Genomic DNA, 18,608 nt, shown 5'->3' with positions numbered 1-18,608 from the left:
GATTTTGTCTCAGCATCCTTTTTATGTTGTTTTGTAGCGAAAATAGGGTTTTAATGCGAGAAGCTCGTTTGTCGTTAATGGGCGATATTCGCCGACTCTTACATGTGGGTCGAGCACAAGTGGTCCCATTTCGACTCGTTTCAAATAGGTTAGTTTTTTGCCACAGGCGAGAAACATTTTTTTCACTTGGTGGAATTTACCTTCTTGGATGGTGACACGAACGTGGCTATAAGTGCTGTGATCATTCAAAATTTCAAGCTTGGCTGGCTGGCATTTTTCACCACCGATAAAGACAATACCCTCAGCGAAAGCCGTAACGTCAGCTTCAGTTACGATGGCATTAATAGTGGCTTCGTAAACTTTTTCGACTTTTTTATCGGGCGAAAGTAGCTGATAGCCGAGCTGTCCGTTATCGGTAACCAATAGCAAGCCTTCAGTATCACGATCTAGTCGTCCGACTGGATAGAGCTGATCGTTTTGATCATCATCCGAAATGAGGTCAAAAATGGTCTGGCAATTGGCATCTGTTTTAGCAGTCACAACACCATTTGGTTTATGCAACATATAATAGCGGTGAGGCGGAATCGCGATGAGATCATCATCCACAGTCAATTGGTGAATGGTTTGTTCAACATTGAAACTCCCATTTGTGATGGCGATACCATCCACTTTTACACGTTTTTGTTGGATGAGACGCTTGACCGTTTTGCGTGATCCGAATTGTCTTTCTTCTAATACTTTATCAACTCGCAAACTTAATCCCCTTTCTTTTTGAAGCGCTGACCTAGATTTTTGTGTTCAATAGCAGCACTTTTTTCGCTAGATTCAATTTCCCAATGAATCACAAAGGTTAGAATCACGCGTAAAAAGACAATCGCCGCCAAATTAATAAATTCATCTAGGGTATGAACCACAACTGATTTTAGAATTTCAGCTGCCAATTTAAACTCCAAGCTGTAAGCGAGGGCTTTGGCCAAGTCCAACTTGGGATCACTGACCATCAAGTCCCCACCTGCCAGTATAAATAGCAAAATAGAGCGGCCTACGCCATAAACAACAACTAATACACCTACAATTTCAATCAAACTTACTAATATTGGAATAATCATTTCCAAAAAATGATGTAAGTCCATGATTGCACCACCTTTCAGCCATTTTGATTCCATTGTACCTGTTCAAAGAGAATGTTAGTAGTAAAAATATGACTGAATGTACCGTACAGAAATAATTTGAGCGCTGTATCTTACATTGGGTGGTGTAAATGTAAGATACAGCTCCCTAATACTCGCCTGTAAGTTACATTGGGGCTGTGAGATGTAAGATACAGCTCATTTTATCTAGCTGTATCTTACACGCTTGGACAAAAAAGCATTTGGACGGCTAGTCCAAATGCTTTTTTGTTAGTCATCTAATTGTAGTTTTTTCAAGGCTTCAAACATAGCGTTGTTGACTGGTTCATCTTTTTGCTGGTTTTTCAGATATTTTTGCACATCACGCTTATCTGCTTTTTTACCACCTGAATGTTTCCGGCGTTCTTGGAAGGCAGACAGCTTCTCACGGTGACCACACTTGCAGACAAACATCTGACCGTCTCCTTCACCAACCATTTCCAGTTTTTTGTGACAAACAGGACATCTGGCATTGGTCAATCGAGAGAGGCTCTTGCGATGGCCGCATTCACGGTCTTGGCAAACTAACATTTTTCCACGCTTGCCATTGACTTCTAGCATAGGCTTGCCACAGTCTGGGCATAGCTTATGAGTGAGGTTATCATGTTTAAAGTTAGCATCACTGGCTTTAATTTCAGAAACAATTGCTTTGGCATAGTCTTTCATCTCATTGATAAAGCTATCTTTTTTCAACTGCCCTTTAGCAATTTTTTCTAGTTTCAATTCCCATTCGCCCGTTAGTTCAGCTGACTTTAAATCTGCTGGTACAAGCTCCAATAGTTGGCGTCCTTTTCCGGTTGTATGGATTGCTGTTCCTCTTTTTTCAATCATAAAGGAACTAAATAGCTTGTCGATGATATCCGCCCGCGTTGCTACAGTTCCTAATCCGCCTGTTTCTTTCAGCGTTTGGCTGATTTTTTTGTCATTAGACGCCATATACTGGGTTGGATTTTCCATAGCCGATAAGAGTGTGGCTTCCGTAAATGGTGCTGGTGGCTTGGTTTGACCATTGGTTTGGGACACATAAGATAAAGCTAGTGTGTTTCCTTTTTCAATTTTAGGTAGAACTTGTTCTTTGATATCATCGTCGTCAGAGTTATCATCGGCTTGGTTATCATAGACTTCTCGCCAACCAGCTTGCAGAACGGTTTTCCCTTTGGCGATAAACTGTTCACCGCTGCTCTCTGCTTCAATGGTCACCTGTTCCCAAATTTCCGGTGGCAGCATGACTGCGATAAAGCGTTTCACGACTAGGTCATAAATTTTACGCTCGCGGTCTGACAATTTTTGCAAAGGAATCGATTGTTCAGTTGGAATAATCGCATGGTGGTCGGATACTTTTTTATCGTCAACAAAGGACGAATTGGCTTTAATCGGCTTACTCATGACCTTGTTTGCTAGACTGCGGTACTGCGGAGTGGCAATCGTTCTTAAACGGTCAGGAATGGTCGCAACAATATCCGCCGATAAATAGCGCGAATCCGTTCTTGGGTAAGTCAATACTTTATGGCGCTCATATAAACTCTGCATAGTTGTCAGCGTTTCTTTAGCCGAATAGCCAAATAAACGGTTGGCATCACGCTGTAATTCGGTCAAGTCATAGAGACCTGGCGAGTAACTTTTCTTTTCTTTTCTCGTGACAGCCGAAACGGTTAGTGGCTGTTGACCAATTTTCTGAACTAACTTCTCTACTTTTTCACGGTCAAAGGAGCGGGTTTGTTTCGTTTGGCTGTCTCGCCAAATTAAGGTCATACCGTCTTCTGTAACAGCTTTGATTCCATAATAGGTTTTCGGTTTGAATTGATTGATGTCTTCTTCGCGTTTGGCAATCATTGCAACGACCGGCGTTTGCACACGGCCAGCATTGAGTTGGGCATTGAACTTAGTCGTCAACGCGCGCGTTGCATTCAAGCCCACATACCAGTCTGCTTCTGAACGCGCAACAGCTGATTGATAAAGATTGTCGTAGTCTTTACCTGGTTTCAAACGGCTAAAGCCTTCTTTAATGGCTTTATCAGTAACCGAGGAAATCCACAAACGCTTGATTGGTTTACGAACTTTTGCTTTTTCAAGAATCCAGCGTGCAACCAATTCCCCTTCACGGCCGGCATCCGTTGCGATAATGATTTGCGTAATATCTTGACGTTGCAGTTGCTTTTTGACAGCTTGAAACTGTTTATTGGTTTGACGAATAACCGTCAATTCTAAGTCTTTAGGAAGCATGGGCAAGTCATTTAGCTGCCATGTTTTGTATTTTTGATCGTAGTGTTCAGGCTCGGCTAGCGTCACCAAATGACCAAGCGCCCAAGTCACCACGTATTGTGCACCTTCTAAAAAGCCGTTACCCTGCTTATTGCAGTTTAAAACCTTTGCAATATCTCTAGCAACAGAGGGTTTTTCAGCTAAAACTAATGATTTTGTCATGATTTAAAAACTCCTTATCACTTGCTCTAATCTTTACTACTATAGCACAAAAAAGAATGGTATGATTTAAAAAAACATCGGCTTAATAGCCAAAGGAGACATTATGCGTAACATTATTCTTACCACCGAAAGTGGTGCAGATTTATCAGAATCACTTATCAAGCATTACCCGATTCGCGTTGTTCCCATGCATGTGATTATGGATGACATCGACTACAAGGATGGCCATTTTCCAGTCACTGCTATTTTTGACTATTACGACAAAACGAAAAAAATCCCGTCAACAACTTCGACCAACCCCAATGAATATGAGGCATTGTTCAGCGAGATTCGCCAAGAACATCCTGATGCTACCATCGTTCATATTGGCTACACGTCTAAAGCATCATCCTCATTCCAAAATGCCTTGATCGCAGGAGAAGAATTTGAAAATATTCATTTTATTGACGCCTTAAACGTTACTGCCGGTTTAGGAGCAGTCGTTCTCTACGCAGCAAAATTATTAGAAGAAAAGCCGGACATATCCCTCGAGGACTTCATCACTGCCATCGAGCAAACGGTTGCCAAGACACGATTAAGCTTTCTACCTGGTCAACTAGAGTATTTGCGTGCCGGCGGACGAGTATCGAACGCCCAATACTTAGGTGCGCAGCTCTTAAAAATCAAGCCATTAATCGAGTTAGTCGATGGCAAATTGGTATCCACTAAAAAATATCGCGGTAAAATGTTACGAGCTGTTAACGATTTACTCGATGATTATTTTACTCGTTATCAATTAGATAATAGCCAACTTTATCTGATTTATTCTATTGGGCTAGATGATAGCATTAAAGAAGCTGTCGAAGCATCACTTATCGCACGTGGCTTCCACCACTTTGACTGGGTTCAAGCCGGTTGCGTCATTAGCTGCCACTGCGGCCCAGCTGCATTTGGTATTGCAGGTATCGAAAAATGAAACGACAAAAGTCGCACCGATTAACTTTCGGTGTGCCTTTTGTCGTTTCGAGTGAATAGAAACGATTTTTCAACTTTCTATTCACTCTCTTAGTCTAATTCAACTACAAATGTCTCATAGGGTTGTAGAACTAGCTCCGAAAGGTCATAAAAGTCGCGTTGATAATTTTGAATAATCGGTTTCGACTCTGTTTCATCCACTTCTAGTTGTAGATTTTGAATCTCTTCACTAAAGTTGGCACACACCAACCACCGTTTCCCTTCATACTCTCTCAAGTAAGCAAAAATAACTGGATCTTCTTCCAGTAACAAAGTATAGCTCCCATAAACGATAATTGGATGTTCTTTGCGCAACTGAATCAGTTTTTGATAGGTATAGAAAATAGAATCCTCATCGGCTAAACTATCAGCCACATTAATGGTTTGATAATTGGGATGAACCGCCAGCCATGGCGTGCCATCTGTAAAACCAGAGTGGTCACTGCTATCCCATTGCACAGGACGGCGCGCATTATCGCGACCCTTGGCATTAATAGATGCCAGCAAGCTCTCTTTTGAATAACCTTCCGCAAGGCGTTCATGATACATATTGATCGTTTCAATATCGTCGGCTTCAGAAATATCAGCGATTGGATAATTAGTCATGCCAATCTCTTCGCCTTGATAAATATAAGGCGTCCCCTTCATCATATGCAGCAAAATCGCAAACATCTTGGCACTTTGACGGTGGTATTCGCCATCATTTCCCCAACGTGACACAATCCGCGGCAGGTCATGGTTGTTCCAAAACAAACTATTCCAGCCTTCCTCACCGAGCGATACTTGCCATTTGGAAAGCACTGCTTTGAGTTCCGGAATCGATAAAGCTTTCAGATCCCACTTGTCTTTACCTTCCTGCTGGTCTAAGCCAACGTGCTCAAATTGAAAGACCATCGACAGTTCATGACGGTCAGGATGAGAGTAAGCTTTGGCAATCTCAGGGGTTGCGCCCCATGTTTCGCCAACCGTTAATAAATCTGCAGCTCCAAAGGTTTGTTGGTTCATCTCCTGCAAATAATCATGGAGTTTTGGCCCATTACTTGTCATTTCTTGATCGGGTATTTTTCCGATGAGGTCAATGACATCCATGCGGAAGCCACCGATACCTTTATCAATCCAAAAATTCATCATGTCGTAAACTTCTCGGCGAACGGCTTCATTTTCCCAATTCAAGTCGGGTTGCTTTTTACTAAATAAATGCAAATAATATTGGCCCGTTTCTTCGTCAAATTCCCAGGCAGGACCGCTAAATGTTGACCGCATGCCGTTTGGTTCTTTTTCGTCAACGGGGTCGCGCCAAACGTAGTAGTCGCGGTAAGGATTGTCCTTATTTTTTCTAGCTTCGACAAACCACTTGTGCTCGTCAGATGTATGATTAACCACTAAATCCATCACGATACGAATACCGCGTTCTTTGGCTTGTTGGATTAAGTCATCCATATCTGCCATCGTGCCGAAGTCGGGATGGATGGCTTGGTAATCACTAATATCATAACCATTATCATCATTAGGTGATTGGTAAACGGGACTCAACCAAATAACGTCAATTCCTAATCCCTTTAAATAATCTAAACGGGAAATAATTCCTCTTATATCGCCAATGCCATCATGGTTACTGTCTTGAAAGCTTCGGGGGTAAATTTGATACACCACAGATTGGTGCCACCATTTTTCTAACATACTAAGACCTCATTTTCATTTAATACCTCCATGATAAGCGACCATCGAACCCCTTGCAAGCGGTCGCTTAACTTCTTCATTAAAAATTAAGTTTGTCATTTCCAAGCTCCCTCTCCTATAATAAGAAAAAGGAGTTGAGTGTAAATGGCATTTCAAATTGCCGCTCTCGAGCATTTTTTAAATTATCACGGTCAAAAATATATCGCGCCAGCAAAGGCAGGCGAAGAAAAAGACATCATGGAAACATTTAAAAAAGACGGACAGACTGCTCGTCAAGCTTTCACCGAATTAGCCCAATCAGTTGATCAGTCCCTTCAAGATTTTCATATGCAGAAAGTGAGTGGCTGGATGAATCAGGCTCAAATTGGGCGGCCTCATTTTTGGTGCTACTTTAAAAGGGAAGAGGAAAGTAAACACGATCCGCATTTCGCTATTCGCCTTATCACGTTAGATGATGGCTTGGGGATTTCAGTAGAAGTTAGTTTTATTGAAAGAGGCGTCGTTCCAGAAACCATCGTCCGACAAAATCAAGTATTAGCTGTGCCGATTCAAGCACCACTCTACTATTTCGCTCAGTCGAATGGTGTCAGCAGCCGCTACGAGGCGACTGAAGAAAACCGTCTCTTTTTACAAGAAGCCGTTGACAATAAAACGGTACGTAAGGTCTTAGTCAAGATTGATATTCCAAAGATAGCATCCTATTCCAATCAAGAGTCTCTCGTAACAGCTATTTTAGAAGGCTTCCGTCTGCTCAGCCCTTATTATTTGGCGACAAAATAAGTGATTGATGGCCAAGACTGTCGAGTGAGCTCAATAATAACTGTCAGTCAACATAAATAGGCTCCAAAAGGTAATAAAACCCTTCTGGAGCCTATTTCAATAATGATGCTTTTTCAATATCTTCAGCAACAATAACAAATAAATCAGCTTCGTCATCAAGAGCCAAGCGATTACTTTGTTGCAGCTTTGTTTTTTCAAATAAACTTCTGGCAAAGCGAGCATTTCCGAAGTGGCTATCTCGTTTTTGGAACTCTTTTTCAAAAACAGCTTGAACAGTGTCTTTCGCATCATCCGTTAACACAAAACCTTGTTGGTGAGCGCCTGTTTCAAAAATCGCCGTCAATTCTTTACTGTCGTAGTCGGGGAAATCAATCGTATAGGAAACACGGCTGCGAATACCAGAATTCATATTCAGCATTTGGGCCATCTCATGCGAATAGCCTGCCATTATCACAACTAACTTATCACGGTTGTCTTCCATCTCTTTAATCAAAGTACTGATTGCCTCATAACCGAAGTCATTTTCAGAACCGGAATAAAGCGCATATGCTTCATCAATAAATAGAACACCACCGTAAGCTTCTTTAATTTTCTCCAGTGTTTTAGGGCCGGTCTGACCGATATATTGGCCAACTAAATCATCGCGTGTTACCTCAATCATATGACCGCGCTTCAATACGCCAATGGATTTTAGAATTTGACTAATTAATCGGGCGATCGTTGTTTTCCCGGTTCCTGGTCGACCAGTAAAGACCATATGGAGAGCCAAGTCGTTCGTTCCATACCCCATTTCTTCACGGCGTTTTTCAGCTCGAACGTAGTTGATAATCGAACGAACTTGCTCTTTGACATCAGCCAATCCAACTAAACTCTGCAGCTCCTCCATTAAATCTTTCATATCATCACCGAAAAGCTGATCTGGATTAATCCCAAAGTCAAGTGGCTCTAAAATCACTAAGTCTTCCTCAGTCAGTTTCTGCTCACTCAAACGATAAGCTCGTTCACGCATAGCTGACTCCATCACATTACGAACCACTCGCGCATTTGCAAATTGAGGGAGAACCTTTTCTTGGTTTATTTTAACTAAGAAGGCTTTTTCTGCTTCTTCTGTCAGCGTGTAGTGGTTAGATCTAGCTTGATCTGTAGCGATTTCCAACAACTCTCGGTCAGAAAAATCATCAAAATTAATCTGCATATTAATTCGGCTAGACAATCCCGGATTAGACTTCAACAAGTCCTTCATCCCCGCATCATAGCCAGCTAAAATTACGATAAAGTCATTCCGATAGTCTTCCATTGCCTTAATCAAAACTTCAATGGCTTCCGATCCATAATCACCGTGGTCACCATTTGCTGGTGAAAGAGAATACGCTTCGTCAATAAAGAGAACACCGCCCTTAGCCGCTTCAATCATTTCGCGCGTTTTTTGAGCAGTTTGTCCCATATAGCCACCTACTAAATCAGAACGATCTACTTCAATCAATTGACCTTTTTCCAAAATCCCAAGAGAATGGAAAATGTCTCCTAAAATTCGAGCGACTGTTGTCTTTCCTGTTCCTGGATTTCCAGAAAAAGCAAAGTGGTAGCTAGGCTGTTCACTCTTTTCAATCGATAACATATAAGCACGGCGCTTGTCATATTCCATCAACTTAACAATCCGATTAATGGTTTCTTTTACTTCATCCAGTCCTACTAACTGATTCAATTCATCTAAAGCATCTTCAAGAACTGGACGCGTTTTTTTGTAAGGTTGGGCTGGCTCTAGTCCGAATGGATTAGTCATCCCCGCACGCTTACTACGTTTAGGCTGCATGCTGTCAATTAATGACTCTACCCTAGCCGTACTATGTGACAGTGGGCGGGTCCGTTTTAAATTTTCAAAAATCGTTCGACACTCTTCAAAATCACCATGAATATAATGAGCATAAACACGGTCATATTCTATATCATCGTCGTACCCATGCTTTTCTGACTCATCAATCGACTGCAAAATATCCTCTAATGGTTTTTCCTGTTGTAAATAAATCTTAGTCCGAAGACGGTAAGAAGCATAATGTTTCGGCTGGCGTTCTAAAACAACAGCCAACAAGTCTAACGCTTGGTCTAATTGATTTCTTTCGAATGCAAGCTGCGACAAAATACGAGCTGCTTCCCAATTGCGTTGGTTGAGTTCATAAGCACGTTTCGCATATTGATTGGCTTCTTCTGTAAAATTCTTTTTTAAATAAAGTTGCGCTAACAGAACTAAATAAGCATCTGCTTCAGGATTGGTTTCAACTGCTTTTTGAACATAAGCAAAGGCTTTGTGGTAGTCGTGCTTACGATAATAACTAAGCCCCATCAAATAATTTACCTGTGGATGGTATGGGTATTGTTGATAAGCTTCTCGTAAAACAGGTCCACTGCTCAATGCCATATTATGTTTAATATTATACTCCATACCACGCAATCGATCTTCTAACTGCTGAAGGGTCATCTTGCTAGACTCATCTTCTTCAATATGATTAACGGTTTCCTCAGGTACAATTTTCTCCATGCTTATGCCTCCTTCCTGTTTCTTACTTTATATTTTCTGTCATAATGATCAATCTATATATTACCATATTTACCGACTACGATTCCTTTTATTTGCTTCTATTACTTATTTTTTTATTTTTTTAATCTGTTTTGAATACTGTTATAGTCTTACTGACTCTTTCTCAGAGTGCTCTTTTTCATCTTTCGTGGTATGATAAGGGTAGAAAACGCATTCAAAAAAAACAGAAAGGGTGTTGTCTTATGGCTCTTTTTCATGATCGACAGGACGCGGGTAGCCAGTTAGCAACTAAGCTATCTCACTATCAGCATCAAGATGTTGTTGTTTATGCCTTACCACGAGGTGGTTTGCCAATTGCGAATGAAATTGCCCATTATCTTTCTGCCCCTTTAGAACTTCTCATCACTCACAAAATTGGTCATCCTTTTAACACCGAATATGCCATTGGAGCAATCTCTGAAAATGGCAAAGCCATTTATAATCCTTCTGAAATTATGAAAGTAGATGATGACTGGCTGATGTATGAAGAAGCCAAGCTAAAAAATGAAATTAAAAGAAGGCGGCTTAAATATAAAAAGCAGGACGATCATCCGTCTTTAATTGGCAAAACCGCTATTCTCGTTGATGATGGCATCGCTACTGGCTACACCATGCTAGCGGCCATTGATGATATTAAAAAGAAAAACCCAAAAGCAATTGTCGTGGCTATTCCTGTCATCCCTGAATTCATGGCTCAAAAATTGGAGCAAGCAATTCAAGAGGTGGTTACTGTGGAACGCACACGCCATTACTTAGGGGCTGTCAGTGCTTATTATGAGCAGTTTAACCAGCTCAGCGATGATGATGTTATTACTAGTTTACAATTTAGAGCGAGTACGACCAATAGTTAATAGCAGCACCTTCAATGATGTCACTATCGTGCCAATTATAATTATGGAACTTTGTTTCTTCATCATCATTCGGATCGTTTAAACTGAATTGATTATCTTTAACTCCTGTTAGCAACATAATGTGGCCGACTTCTGTAAACTGGCTGACATCAACAGACACCACGACTAAGTGCCCTTCTGCTAATTCTTCCTTGGCCCATTCTATATCATTACCGAGATTCAAGAATTCAAGGTCATGTTCTAGGGCAAAGTCACCGAAAATTTCCCAGCTGGTTCCCGCACCTTCAACATAATAGTCTTCTTGCGCCCAATCTTTAATCGTTGAGGGTGTGGATTCTAGGCCATAATAATTGCCTACCATCGCTAACGTGACAATAGCACAACCATTTTCAGCTATATTTCTATCACCGTCACTGCCGTACGAAATATCTTTCCATTCATTTGCTGTTTGTAAAAATAAAGGCACATCACTCGTCCGCACTAAATCGACAGATGTAGCTTGTTCATCTCGACTTGGAATGACATCAATACGACTAATGGTTGGCTCACCTTTACTATTTTTAATAACAGAAACGACTGGCTGACTTTCTTTTTGCTCATGGTAATAAGTAGATCCCATTGCTAAAAATAACAACAAGAACACGGCTCTAAAATAGTTTTTCATCATTTATCCTCTTTAACTTATTTAGTCTTTGTCCATTATTTTAACACGACTCAGCTATTTTTGTAACTCCCCCTAAATCTCCTTGCAAACTCACTTTCTTTTCTTTATGATAAAAGCAATTATGTGAATAATCATACATTAATATAGATGAACAAAGTGAGGAATGAACAATGAAAGAGATTAGCCTTAAAGATACCGTATTTGAGACAGTTTCTAAATTTCCTGAAATTCGTGAAGTTATTATCAGCCTTGGGTTTGCACCTTTACGCGATGATAAAATGCTTCAAACAGCTGGCAGAATGATGACATTAGGTCGTGCAGCTAAGCAATTCGGTTTAAGTTATGAGACTGTTGCGCAAAAATTAGCAGAGCATGGTTTTACAGTAAAGGAGTCTGAACTTTAATTGAAACTACAAAGTGAACGTTCAAAAGAGTTTGAAGCACGCCAAGTCATTTTAAAAGACTTAATTTTGCGGCTCCATGCTGGAGAAGACGAAGAACACATTAAAGCTGAATTTAAAGAACACTTCGAACAAGTGAGTGCCTTTGAAATCTCCGTTATGGAACGTCGTTTAATGAGCCAAGGTATTCAAGCTGAAGAGATTATGTTGCTCTGTAATGTCCACGCTTCTTTGTTTAATGGTTCGATTGAATCAGTCTATGAATTTAGCGAAGAACAAGACAAACCTGGCCACCCAATTCGTGTGATTAAGGAAGAAAATCTTGCTATCGAGACCGCACTTGATCGTCTTGAAAAGCTATTAGTTGTTTACTTAGAAGAACAAGCTGCCGACTTAAAGCATGGTTTACTATTGCAACTCGACATCCTGTGGGAAATCGACAACCACTATAGCCGCAAGGAAAACTCCTTCTTTCCTATTATGGAACGCTACGGCCTAACTGCACCACCAAAAGTGATGTGGGGAGTCGATGACGAGATTCGTCAATTTATTAAGGATTTCCGTCTCATAATCGAAACAGACCAACTAGACCAAGCAGTCGAAGCTTTTGATAAAATGAAATACGAAATCGAAGAGATGATTGTCAAAGAAGAAGAAATCATGTTACCGATGATTATGCCCTTCTTCAATGAAGATGACTGGTTGTCTATCGCTGCTGAATCAGAAGAAATTGGCTACTGCATGATTCAACCCGAAGCAAAATGGCAGCCCGAGCGCCATCAATTCCAAACAAATGGTATTCCAACTGACAAAGACGGTAATATCCAATTCGAGACTGGTTATTTAACCATGAAAGAATTAGAAAAAATTCTAAACGAACAGCCGCTTGAATTAACCTTTGTTGATGCCAATGATAAAGTAAAATACTTTAATAATGGGCCTGGCAAAAAATTATTCCCACGCACTAAAAATGCCTTAGGGCGTGAAGTTTATAACTGCCACCCACCAAAGAGCCAGCCCATGGTTCGTCAACTGATTGCTGACTTTAAAGCAGGCATCAAAGATTCTGAAACACTTTGGTTCCGTGCACGCGGCAATTTCGTGATGGTGACTTATAAAGCCCTTCGTGATGAAGATGGCACCTATATGGGAGCCTACGAATATGTGCAAGACATCGAGCATATTGTTGATATTGATGACGAAAGACGATCATTTGATTAAGTACGAACGCGCACCCACTAGCTGGGTGCTTTTTTTATTGTCTCCAGTAAGATACAGCGACTTTTTTTGCTCTGTATCTTACATTTCACTACCAAAATGTAAGATACACGATTATTGCGGGGTTATGTCCGTATAATTGTGTAAAAAGAAAGAGCCCTATCAATACTCTTGTATAATGTAGTTACGACACAACATTAGAAAGGGTGTATTGATATGACTCAAATTAATTTTACTATAAACATGGAAGAATTAATAGAACAAGTTATGGGGAGTAATTTGTCAGGTCTGATTAAAAGTCAGTTGACCATGATGATTAATCATACGATGGAATACGAACGTGACCAATATATTAAGGCGAAACATTATGAACGGACTACAGGACGTGTCGATTATCGAAATGGTTATTATAAAAGAGAATTTGTCACGAACATTGGGAGAATGACGTTAACCGTCCCTAGGACAAGATCTGGCGAGTTTTCAACAGCTGTTTTCGAGAAATATAAACGAATGGATCAGGCTCTTGTTCTCACTATAATTGAAGCCTATATTAATGGTGTCTCAACTCGTAAGGTCACTAAAGTAGTTGAAGCCCTAGTTGGCGAGAGTGTTTCAAAATCATTGGTATCCTCACTTGTCGCAAAGATTGATCCTGATATAAAAGCGTTTCGTCATCGACCGTTAACACCAGCCTTTCCTTATTTATATGCGGATGCCTTATATGTTAAAGTGCGAGAAAATCAAAAGATTGTATCTAAGGCAGTTTATATTGCTCAAGGAGTTCGAGAAGACGGGTTTCGGGAACTTGTTGGCTTTAAAGTAGCTGATGTGGAATCTGAACATAACTGGCGTGACTTTTTTTCAGAACTCAAAGAACGTGGTCTAGCAACACCTAAAATGGTCATTTCAGATGCTCACAAAGGTCTTGTTTTAGCTGTTCAAAAGGAATTGACAGGTGCCATTTGGCAACGGTGCGCTGTTCATTTTATGAGAAACATTGTTACTAGAATGCCGAAGAAAGATACTGTTCAAGCACGAGAAATTTTAAAAAGTATCTTTAAATCAAGCACGTTATCGTTAGCACGCGAAAGAAGAGATGCCTTATTTCAGCTCGTTGGTACAGACAAACGTTTTGCAGACGCCCTGCGTGTTCTTGAGGAAGGATTTGATGATGCGACACAATTCCTAAACGAACCCGAAGCTTATCATTGCTCGTTAAAATCAACCAACTCACTAGAACGTCTCAATCGTAACTTACGCTCACGCGAACAAGTTATTTCCATTTTTCCAAATACAGAATCAGTCACACGATTATTTGGTGCAGTATTAATGGATATTCAAGAGGAATTTCAAAAGCCAAAACGGAGACTCTTACGTGTTGTTCCTCTGTTAGATTCCTAAAGGCTAACTCCCTTAGGAGTCTTGTCAAGACCATCACTCTTATCCTAGAAAGATACCTAAAAAAGAAGGGTTATTTAGGTTGCCTTCAATTATCAAAAAATAGAAACAGGATAAAAAGAATATGACTAATTTTAGTTAGTAAGATTTAAATGCGAATAAAACATAACTGTAACTACAAATTTACACATAAATTAGGACTTGACTTATTGCGGTGGCTGTATCTTACATTTGGAGCTCTAGATGTAAGATACAGAGACTTTTATAGAGCTGAAGCTCTTTTTTTTATTTCTAAAGGGGGTTAACATGGTACACTAAAGCTATCATTAATGGAGGTGTTGGCGGATGACTTACGACTTTGAATCATTGGTGGATCGCAGAGGGAGTGGCTCAGTGAAGTGGGACCAGATGCTCGCTTGGAAGGCAGATGTTTCTCCCGACGCGGTGCCTTTGTCTATCGCGGATATGGAATTTAAAAATCCCCCGGAAGTTATTGAGGGACTGAAAGCTTATTTAGATGACAGTATTTTAGGTTACACGGCTCCCTATGCGAGCTTTCAAAAAGCAGTGATTGATTGGCAACAGAAGCGCCATCAGTGGACGATTGAAGCGGATTGGATTGTGCATACGCAAGGGATTGTGGCTGCTTTTTATGCGGCAATTCGTGCTTTTTCAAAAGTTGGCGATGGGGTCATTGTTTTCCGCCCCGTTTACCATCCATTTTTAGAGGCGATCCTAGATAATGACCGCAAGGAAGTCAATGTGCCTTTAATCGAGACGAATGGCTATTACACCATTGACTTTGAAGCCTTTGAGAAGGCTGCTGCTCACAGCGATAATAAGATTTTGTTGTTTTGTAGCCCTCATAATCCAGTTGGTCGTGTGTGGACAAAAGAAGAGCTAGAAAAGCTAGCCGATATTGTTATTAAACATGATTTATTTTTGATTTCAGATGAGATTTGGTATGACTTTGTGGCAAGTGGTCACCACCATCATGTCACAGCAACCATCCATCCCCAGTTAGCTAGTCGGATGATTAGCTGTACCGCTCCATCTAAAAGTTTTAACTTGGCTGGCGCAGGCCTCTCTAATATTATTATTGAAGATCCTGATGTTCGCAGCCGCTTTAAAAAAGAAGTTGCCTTAGTGCGTGGTGATCTCATCAATGCTTTTGGTTATAAGGCATGCGAACTCGCCTATACCCAATCAGAAAGATGGTTGGATGAGCTGTTAAAAGTCATTCGTACCAACCATCAATTAGTCCATGATTTCTTTAAAGAGGAATTCCCCTTGATCAAAGCACCCCTTCCTGAAGGAACTTACTTGCAGTGGCTTGATTTTAGAGCGCTTGGTTTATCCAATGATGAGCTCGAACACTTTCTACATGAAGAAGCAGAATTTTTCACGGATGAAGGTTATATATTCGGATCTGAAGGTGACGGCTTTGAGCGGATTAATGTGGCGCTGCCGACTAAACAACTAGACATCCAACTAAAAAAACTAAAAGCTGCCTTAGTGAGGCGCGGCTTTTAGTTCAGCAAGTTTATCATTTAGTTTTTGGTAAACAACTTTCATTTCGGCTTCTGTACTTTTTTCAACAGCCTCTTCAAGCTGCATCCAAGCGACGGCACTGTTTTCGTCTTCTTTGACTCTCAGTTTCTCGCTTTCATCAGCTTGTATTAAATAGGTGATGTTTAAATGCAGGTGTTCTTTAATCGGTTGGCCCTTCTTAACGTGAGCAGGCACAGGTAAAATTTCAATCGAATAGATACTATTTTGCACAGGTTTGAGTTGGCTCAAGCCTGTTTCTTCTTGGACTTCTTTTAGAGCAACTTGAAGTAAATCTGGTTCGCCATCGACATGACCACCTAACCACGACCACGATTGATAGATGTTATGATAAGCCATCACCGTTTTGGTCCAATCTGCATTCACTACCCAAGCCGATACCGTAAAGTGAGCAGCCGAATTTTCTCGCGTTAAGAGATTGTCATACTGGTCTAAATAGGCCAACATCTCTTTTTGGTCCGTTATTTCTTGTTGATTATAAGCTTGATATTGCGTTATTAAGTCACGTAATGGCATGAAATCCCTCTTTCACAGTTGGTTTTTTACAGTATACATCAAAGGTTAGCTCTTTAGGTAAATTGGAGATACCCGTTCATTACTACACGAAAGAATCTCACCAATCTAAATCATCGGAATTATTGTAACCCTCACACTCAGCTTGCCAATCTGACATATTTTCTTTAATATCATCGCATAGAATCAAGTAACTTTCTTTATCAACATGACCGTGTTCCAGCATAGATTTATAAAACTTCTTGATGCTTGCAGCCGTTGATTTTATTGTTACAGGTGTTGACCACATAGCTTTTCGTATGAAGAAGTCGCCTAAAAACCCATGAATTTCATTGCCGCAACCAGCAGCCATTTCCAAAGGTTCATAATACAAAAGATAGGTATTAATATAGAAATCAACAGTAGCCAAATGATTGCTAATAGTATTCATCTTTAAATGAGTTGCTTTCAAGTCAGCTTCAAAAATGTTCAAGTATTGTTTATTTTGTTCACGGATGGTTTCAAACAAAATATCGTCTGTGTCATAATCCATTTAATAACCTCCTTTAAACTAATTTATGTCAATTTTATGTTTTTATTATACGTGGTAAATGTAGTTGCGTAACTTAGCTTTCATTAATCATCACAGCTAAATAACGAATCATCGATTAATAAGCTCTTCAAGTGCCGCATTGTAATCGTCCATCGCAGCATTAACCGTTGCTAAAAAAGCTTTTTCTCTATCAGATGCTTTACGAACTTCAACACCATTTTCTTTTATAACATATTCAATGTGATCTCCAGCGCTCATATCGAGTTTCTCTAAGACATCCGGTGGTAATGTCGTCATCACGCTATGCCCAGATTTTTGTGTACTGCTCTGAATTATTTTCATACTCATCACCTCTTATACTTAGTATATTGGTGTATACAATTACAATCAACTTTAACTATTAAATATTTGGGTCGCCTATTCAAATAAGAAAAGCGGACAAGTCCGCCTTGGGAGCTAGACATTGATGGCTGAACTTATAATCCCCTAGTCTATAAAAAAACCATGTATGACGTATCATACATGGCACAAAACAGTTCATTCAACTAGTCCTTCACCATCAAAGACCATTCTTATTTCTTCAATACTTATTTTCTTCATTTTCAACAAGACGGCTAGCATATGTTTCACTGCTTCTTGGTCATCAGATAAAAATAATTGGTCGAATTCTCTCGGCACGATTTGCCAAGACACGCCGTATTGATCTTTCAACCAACCGCATTCTTCGGCTTCTGGAACCGCAGATAGGCTGTTCCAGTAATAATCAAGTTCTTGCTGATCCTCACAGTAAACCATAAACGAAATGGCTTCATTGAACTGAAAATCATGCATAGTTTTTCCGCCATCCATGGCTGTTAGCTCGACACCTGCTAGTTCAAAAGAAGACAGAGCCAGCGCTCCTTCAAACTCTTCGCCCATCCCTTCATCATAAAAATCCATTTTATGGATATGGCTATCTGGAAAAAGAGCAGTATAGGTCTTAAGAGCTGCTTCTGCACGGCCATGTTGGTCGCCTACGAACATCAGCGATGGCACAATTTTTTGGTCAAATTTTTCTTCTGTATACAGCAACTGCCACGATAAACCGAATCGGTCAGACAGCCACACATAGCGGTCGCTAAAGGGATAGCTGCCAAGCTCCATCATAACCTGTCCGCCTTCGGACAACTGTTCAAACAAGCGGTCAACTTCTTCCTTTTGGCTACAGCGAACCGTCAGTGAAATGGCTGGATTAAAGGTAAAGTAAGGGCCTGCCGATATGGCGAAAAATTCAAGCCCAGCTAGTGTAAAAGACAGCTGCTCTGAATCACCAGATGGCGTATCTTCAACGATTGTCATCCAATTAATACGAGAATCATCAAACAAACTCGTATAAAATTGGGCTGCTTCAAGAGCTTGCGTATCGTACCACAAATTTGGAACCAATTTTTGCATGAGGATTCCCTCCTATATCATATAGCTACCTAACAAGAAACTTGCCACAAGTGCACATAAGGGAACAGACAAAATAAAGATAATAATACCAATAATCGAACGATCTTCTCGCCAAACAATCGCCACTAAGTTACCAAACAGACTAATAAAAGCAGCGACACCTGCTGAAAAAAGAACGAGCAGTAATAGCCAATTCAAAATCGTTTGGGTGACATCTGGGCCACCCCAAATACTGCGAATAACAGCGACAAAACCAAAGGAAAGTAAAAAATAGACCATTGCCCAATTTGAAAGCTTACCCAACTTTGTTTTTGGCAGAAAGGTTAATTTCATCGTGAGTCCTCCAATTAACGTTTGCAAGTTTAATTGGCTTTATTTTACCACTCTCACTTGCTTACTGTCTTCTT

The 18,608-nt window shown here is 40.4% G+C and carries 18 protein-coding genes; 7 read left to right on the top strand and 11 right to left on the bottom strand.

Going from position 1 to position 18,608, the window contains the following annotated elements:
* Positions 1 to 21: 21 nt before the first annotated feature.
* From BW721_RS10460 to BW721_RS10450, 3 genes are all read right to left on the bottom strand, one after another.
* Positions 22 to 753, bottom strand: coding sequence for a 16S rRNA pseudouridine(516) synthase (locus BW721_RS10460; RefSeq protein ID WP_076768410.1), 732 nt, complete (start codon positions 751 to 753; stop codon positions 22 to 24).
* A gap of 2 nt (positions 754 to 755) precedes the next feature.
* Complete coding sequence (locus tag BW721_RS10455) at positions 756 to 1,133, bottom strand: DUF1622 domain-containing protein (protein ID WP_076768409.1); 378 nt, start codon at positions 1,131 to 1,133, stop codon at positions 756 to 758.
* A gap of 267 nt (positions 1,134 to 1,400) precedes the next feature.
* Positions 1,401 to 3,593, bottom strand: coding sequence for a DNA topoisomerase III (locus BW721_RS10450; protein WP_076768408.1), 2,193 nt, complete (start codon positions 3,591 to 3,593; stop codon positions 1,401 to 1,403).
* Between the two features lie 103 nt (positions 3,594 to 3,696).
* On the opposite strand from BW721_RS10450, the gene BW721_RS10445 reads away from it, so the two are divergent.
* Positions 3,697 to 4,548: a DegV family protein gene (locus BW721_RS10445; protein WP_076768407.1), complete on the top strand. Its 852-nt coding sequence runs from the start codon at positions 3,697 to 3,699 to the stop codon at positions 4,546 to 4,548.
* A gap of 89 nt (positions 4,549 to 4,637) precedes the next feature.
* On the opposite strand, the gene BW721_RS10440 is transcribed toward BW721_RS10445, so the two are convergent.
* Positions 4,638 to 6,266 carry a glycoside hydrolase family 13 protein gene (locus tag BW721_RS10440; protein WP_076768406.1) on the bottom strand — a complete coding sequence of 543 codons (1,629 nt, stop codon included), beginning with the start codon at positions 6,264 to 6,266 and terminating at the stop codon, positions 4,638 to 4,640.
* 144 nt (positions 6,267 to 6,410) lie between these two features.
* Between BW721_RS10440 and BW721_RS10435 the strand changes: the two genes are divergently transcribed.
* Positions 6,411 to 7,046: an HI_0552 family protein gene (locus BW721_RS10435; protein WP_076768405.1), complete on the top strand. Its 636-nt coding sequence runs from the start codon at positions 6,411 to 6,413 to the stop codon at positions 7,044 to 7,046.
* Between the two features lie 91 nt (positions 7,047 to 7,137).
* Here BW721_RS10435 and BW721_RS10430 read toward each other — a convergent pair whose 3' ends face one another.
* Positions 7,138 to 9,582 (bottom strand): AAA family ATPase, encoded by a 2,445-nt coding sequence (locus BW721_RS10430; protein WP_076768404.1) that lies wholly within the window; start codon positions 9,580 to 9,582, stop codon positions 7,138 to 7,140.
* Positions 9,583 to 9,824: 242 nt separating this feature from the next.
* On the opposite strand from BW721_RS10430, the gene BW721_RS10425 reads away from it, so the two are divergent.
* Entirely contained in the window at positions 9,825 to 10,472 is a 648-nt protein-coding gene (locus tag BW721_RS10425; RefSeq protein ID WP_076768403.1) for a phosphoribosyltransferase, read from the top strand.
* On the opposite strand, the gene BW721_RS10420 is transcribed toward BW721_RS10425, so the two are convergent.
* Positions 10,447 to 11,136 (bottom strand): C39 family peptidase, encoded by a 690-nt coding sequence (locus BW721_RS10420; RefSeq protein ID WP_076768402.1) that lies wholly within the window; start codon positions 11,134 to 11,136, stop codon positions 10,447 to 10,449. The genes BW721_RS10425 and BW721_RS10420 overlap by 26 nt on opposite strands.
* A 170-nt stretch (positions 11,137 to 11,306) precedes the next feature.
* Between BW721_RS10420 and BW721_RS10415 the strand changes: the two genes are divergently transcribed.
* The 4 genes from BW721_RS10415 to BW721_RS10400 all read left to right on the top strand — a co-directional run bounded on the left by BW721_RS10415 (position 11,307) and on the right by BW721_RS10400 (position 15,686).
* On the top strand, positions 11,307 to 11,540 hold the full coding sequence (locus tag BW721_RS10415; protein WP_076768401.1) for a DUF1858 domain-containing protein: 234 nt from the start codon (positions 11,307 to 11,309) through the stop codon (positions 11,538 to 11,540).
* Positions 11,541 to 12,758, top strand: a complete 1,218-nt coding sequence (locus BW721_RS10410) for a DUF438 domain-containing protein (protein ID WP_076768400.1) — start codon at positions 11,541 to 11,543, stop codon at positions 12,756 to 12,758. It begins immediately after the preceding gene.
* Between the two features lie 213 nt (positions 12,759 to 12,971).
* Positions 12,972 to 14,156: an IS256 family transposase gene (locus BW721_RS10405; protein WP_076767262.1), complete on the top strand. Its 1,185-nt coding sequence runs from the start codon at positions 12,972 to 12,974 to the stop codon at positions 14,154 to 14,156.
* Between the two features lie 342 nt (positions 14,157 to 14,498).
* Positions 14,499 to 15,686, top strand: coding sequence for a MalY/PatB family protein (locus BW721_RS10400; protein ID WP_076768399.1), 1,188 nt, complete (start codon positions 14,499 to 14,501; stop codon positions 15,684 to 15,686).
* On the opposite strand, the gene BW721_RS10395 is transcribed toward BW721_RS10400, so the two are convergent.
* From BW721_RS10395 to BW721_RS10375, 5 genes are all read right to left on the bottom strand, one after another.
* Positions 15,666 to 16,238 (bottom strand): NUDIX hydrolase, encoded by a 573-nt coding sequence (locus tag BW721_RS10395; RefSeq protein ID WP_076768398.1) that lies wholly within the window; start codon positions 16,236 to 16,238, stop codon positions 15,666 to 15,668. The two genes, BW721_RS10400 and BW721_RS10395, sit on opposite strands and share 21 nt — an antisense overlap.
* A 97-nt stretch (positions 16,239 to 16,335) precedes the next feature.
* Positions 16,336 to 16,767, bottom strand: coding sequence for a hypothetical protein (locus tag BW721_RS10390; protein WP_076768397.1), 432 nt, complete (start codon positions 16,765 to 16,767; stop codon positions 16,336 to 16,338).
* 108 nt (positions 16,768 to 16,875) lie between these two features.
* Positions 16,876 to 17,109, bottom strand: a complete 234-nt coding sequence (locus tag BW721_RS10385; protein WP_076768396.1) for an AbrB/MazE/SpoVT family DNA-binding domain-containing protein — start codon at positions 17,107 to 17,109, stop codon at positions 16,876 to 16,878.
* Positions 17,110 to 17,304: 195 nt separating this feature from the next.
* Entirely contained in the window at positions 17,305 to 18,201 is an 897-nt protein-coding gene (locus tag BW721_RS10380) for a VOC family protein (protein WP_076768395.1), read from the bottom strand.
* A 12-nt stretch (positions 18,202 to 18,213) separates the two neighbouring features.
* Positions 18,214 to 18,534 (bottom strand): hypothetical protein, encoded by a 321-nt coding sequence (locus BW721_RS10375; protein WP_076768394.1) that lies wholly within the window; start codon positions 18,532 to 18,534, stop codon positions 18,214 to 18,216.
* Between the last annotated feature and the right edge of the window lie 74 nt (positions 18,535 to 18,608).

Source organism: Jeotgalibaca sp. PTS2502, assembly GCF_001975685.1.
Classification (GTDB): Bacteria; Bacillota; Bacilli; order Lactobacillales; family Aerococcaceae; genus Jeotgalibaca; species Jeotgalibaca arthritidis.
This window is presented reverse-complemented; position numbering and strand designations above follow the sequence as displayed.

Excerpts from the sequence above, each read along its gene's own strand:
- BW721_RS10395 (WP_076768398.1), bottom strand. The coding sequence starts at position 16,238 with ATGCCATTACGTGACTTAATAACGCAATATCAAGCTTATAATCAACAA.
- BW721_RS10425 (WP_076768403.1), top strand. The coding sequence starts at position 9,825 with ATGGCTCTTTTTCATGATCGACAGGACGCGGGTAGCCAGTTAGCAACT.
- BW721_RS10455 (WP_076768409.1), bottom strand. The coding sequence starts at position 1,133 with ATGGACTTACATCATTTTTTGGAAATGATTATTCCAATATTAGTAAGT.
- BW721_RS10385 (WP_076768396.1), bottom strand. The coding sequence starts at position 17,109 with ATGAAAATAATTCAGAGCAGTACACAAAAATCTGGGCATAGCGTGATG.
- BW721_RS10400 (WP_076768399.1), top strand. The coding sequence starts at position 14,499 with ATGACTTACGACTTTGAATCATTGGTGGATCGCAGAGGGAGTGGCTCA.
- BW721_RS10450 (WP_076768408.1), bottom strand. The coding sequence starts at position 3,593 with ATGACAAAATCATTAGTTTTAGCTGAAAAACCCTCTGTTGCTAGAGAT.
- BW721_RS10380 (WP_076768395.1), bottom strand. The coding sequence starts at position 18,201 with ATGCAAAAATTGGTTCCAAATTTGTGGTACGATACGCAAGCTCTTGAA.
- BW721_RS10440 (WP_076768406.1), bottom strand. The coding sequence starts at position 6,266 with ATGTTAGAAAAATGGTGGCACCAATCTGTGGTGTATCAAATTTACCCC.
- BW721_RS10435 (WP_076768405.1), top strand. The coding sequence starts at position 6,411 with ATGGCATTTCAAATTGCCGCTCTCGAGCATTTTTTAAATTATCACGGT.
- BW721_RS10415 (WP_076768401.1), top strand. The coding sequence starts at position 11,307 with ATGAAAGAGATTAGCCTTAAAGATACCGTATTTGAGACAGTTTCTAAA.
- BW721_RS10390 (WP_076768397.1), bottom strand. The coding sequence starts at position 16,767 with ATGGATTATGACACAGACGATATTTTGTTTGAAACCATCCGTGAACAA.
- BW721_RS10420 (WP_076768402.1), bottom strand. The coding sequence starts at position 11,136 with ATGAAAAACTATTTTAGAGCCGTGTTCTTGTTGTTATTTTTAGCAATG.
- BW721_RS10375 (WP_076768394.1), bottom strand. The coding sequence starts at position 18,534 with ATGAAATTAACCTTTCTGCCAAAAACAAAGTTGGGTAAGCTTTCAAAT.
- BW721_RS10445 (WP_076768407.1), top strand. The coding sequence starts at position 3,697 with ATGCGTAACATTATTCTTACCACCGAAAGTGGTGCAGATTTATCAGAA.
- BW721_RS10430 (WP_076768404.1), bottom strand. The coding sequence starts at position 9,582 with ATGGAGAAAATTGTACCTGAGGAAACCGTTAATCATATTGAAGAAGAT.
- BW721_RS10405 (WP_076767262.1), top strand. The coding sequence starts at position 12,972 with ATGACTCAAATTAATTTTACTATAAACATGGAAGAATTAATAGAACAA.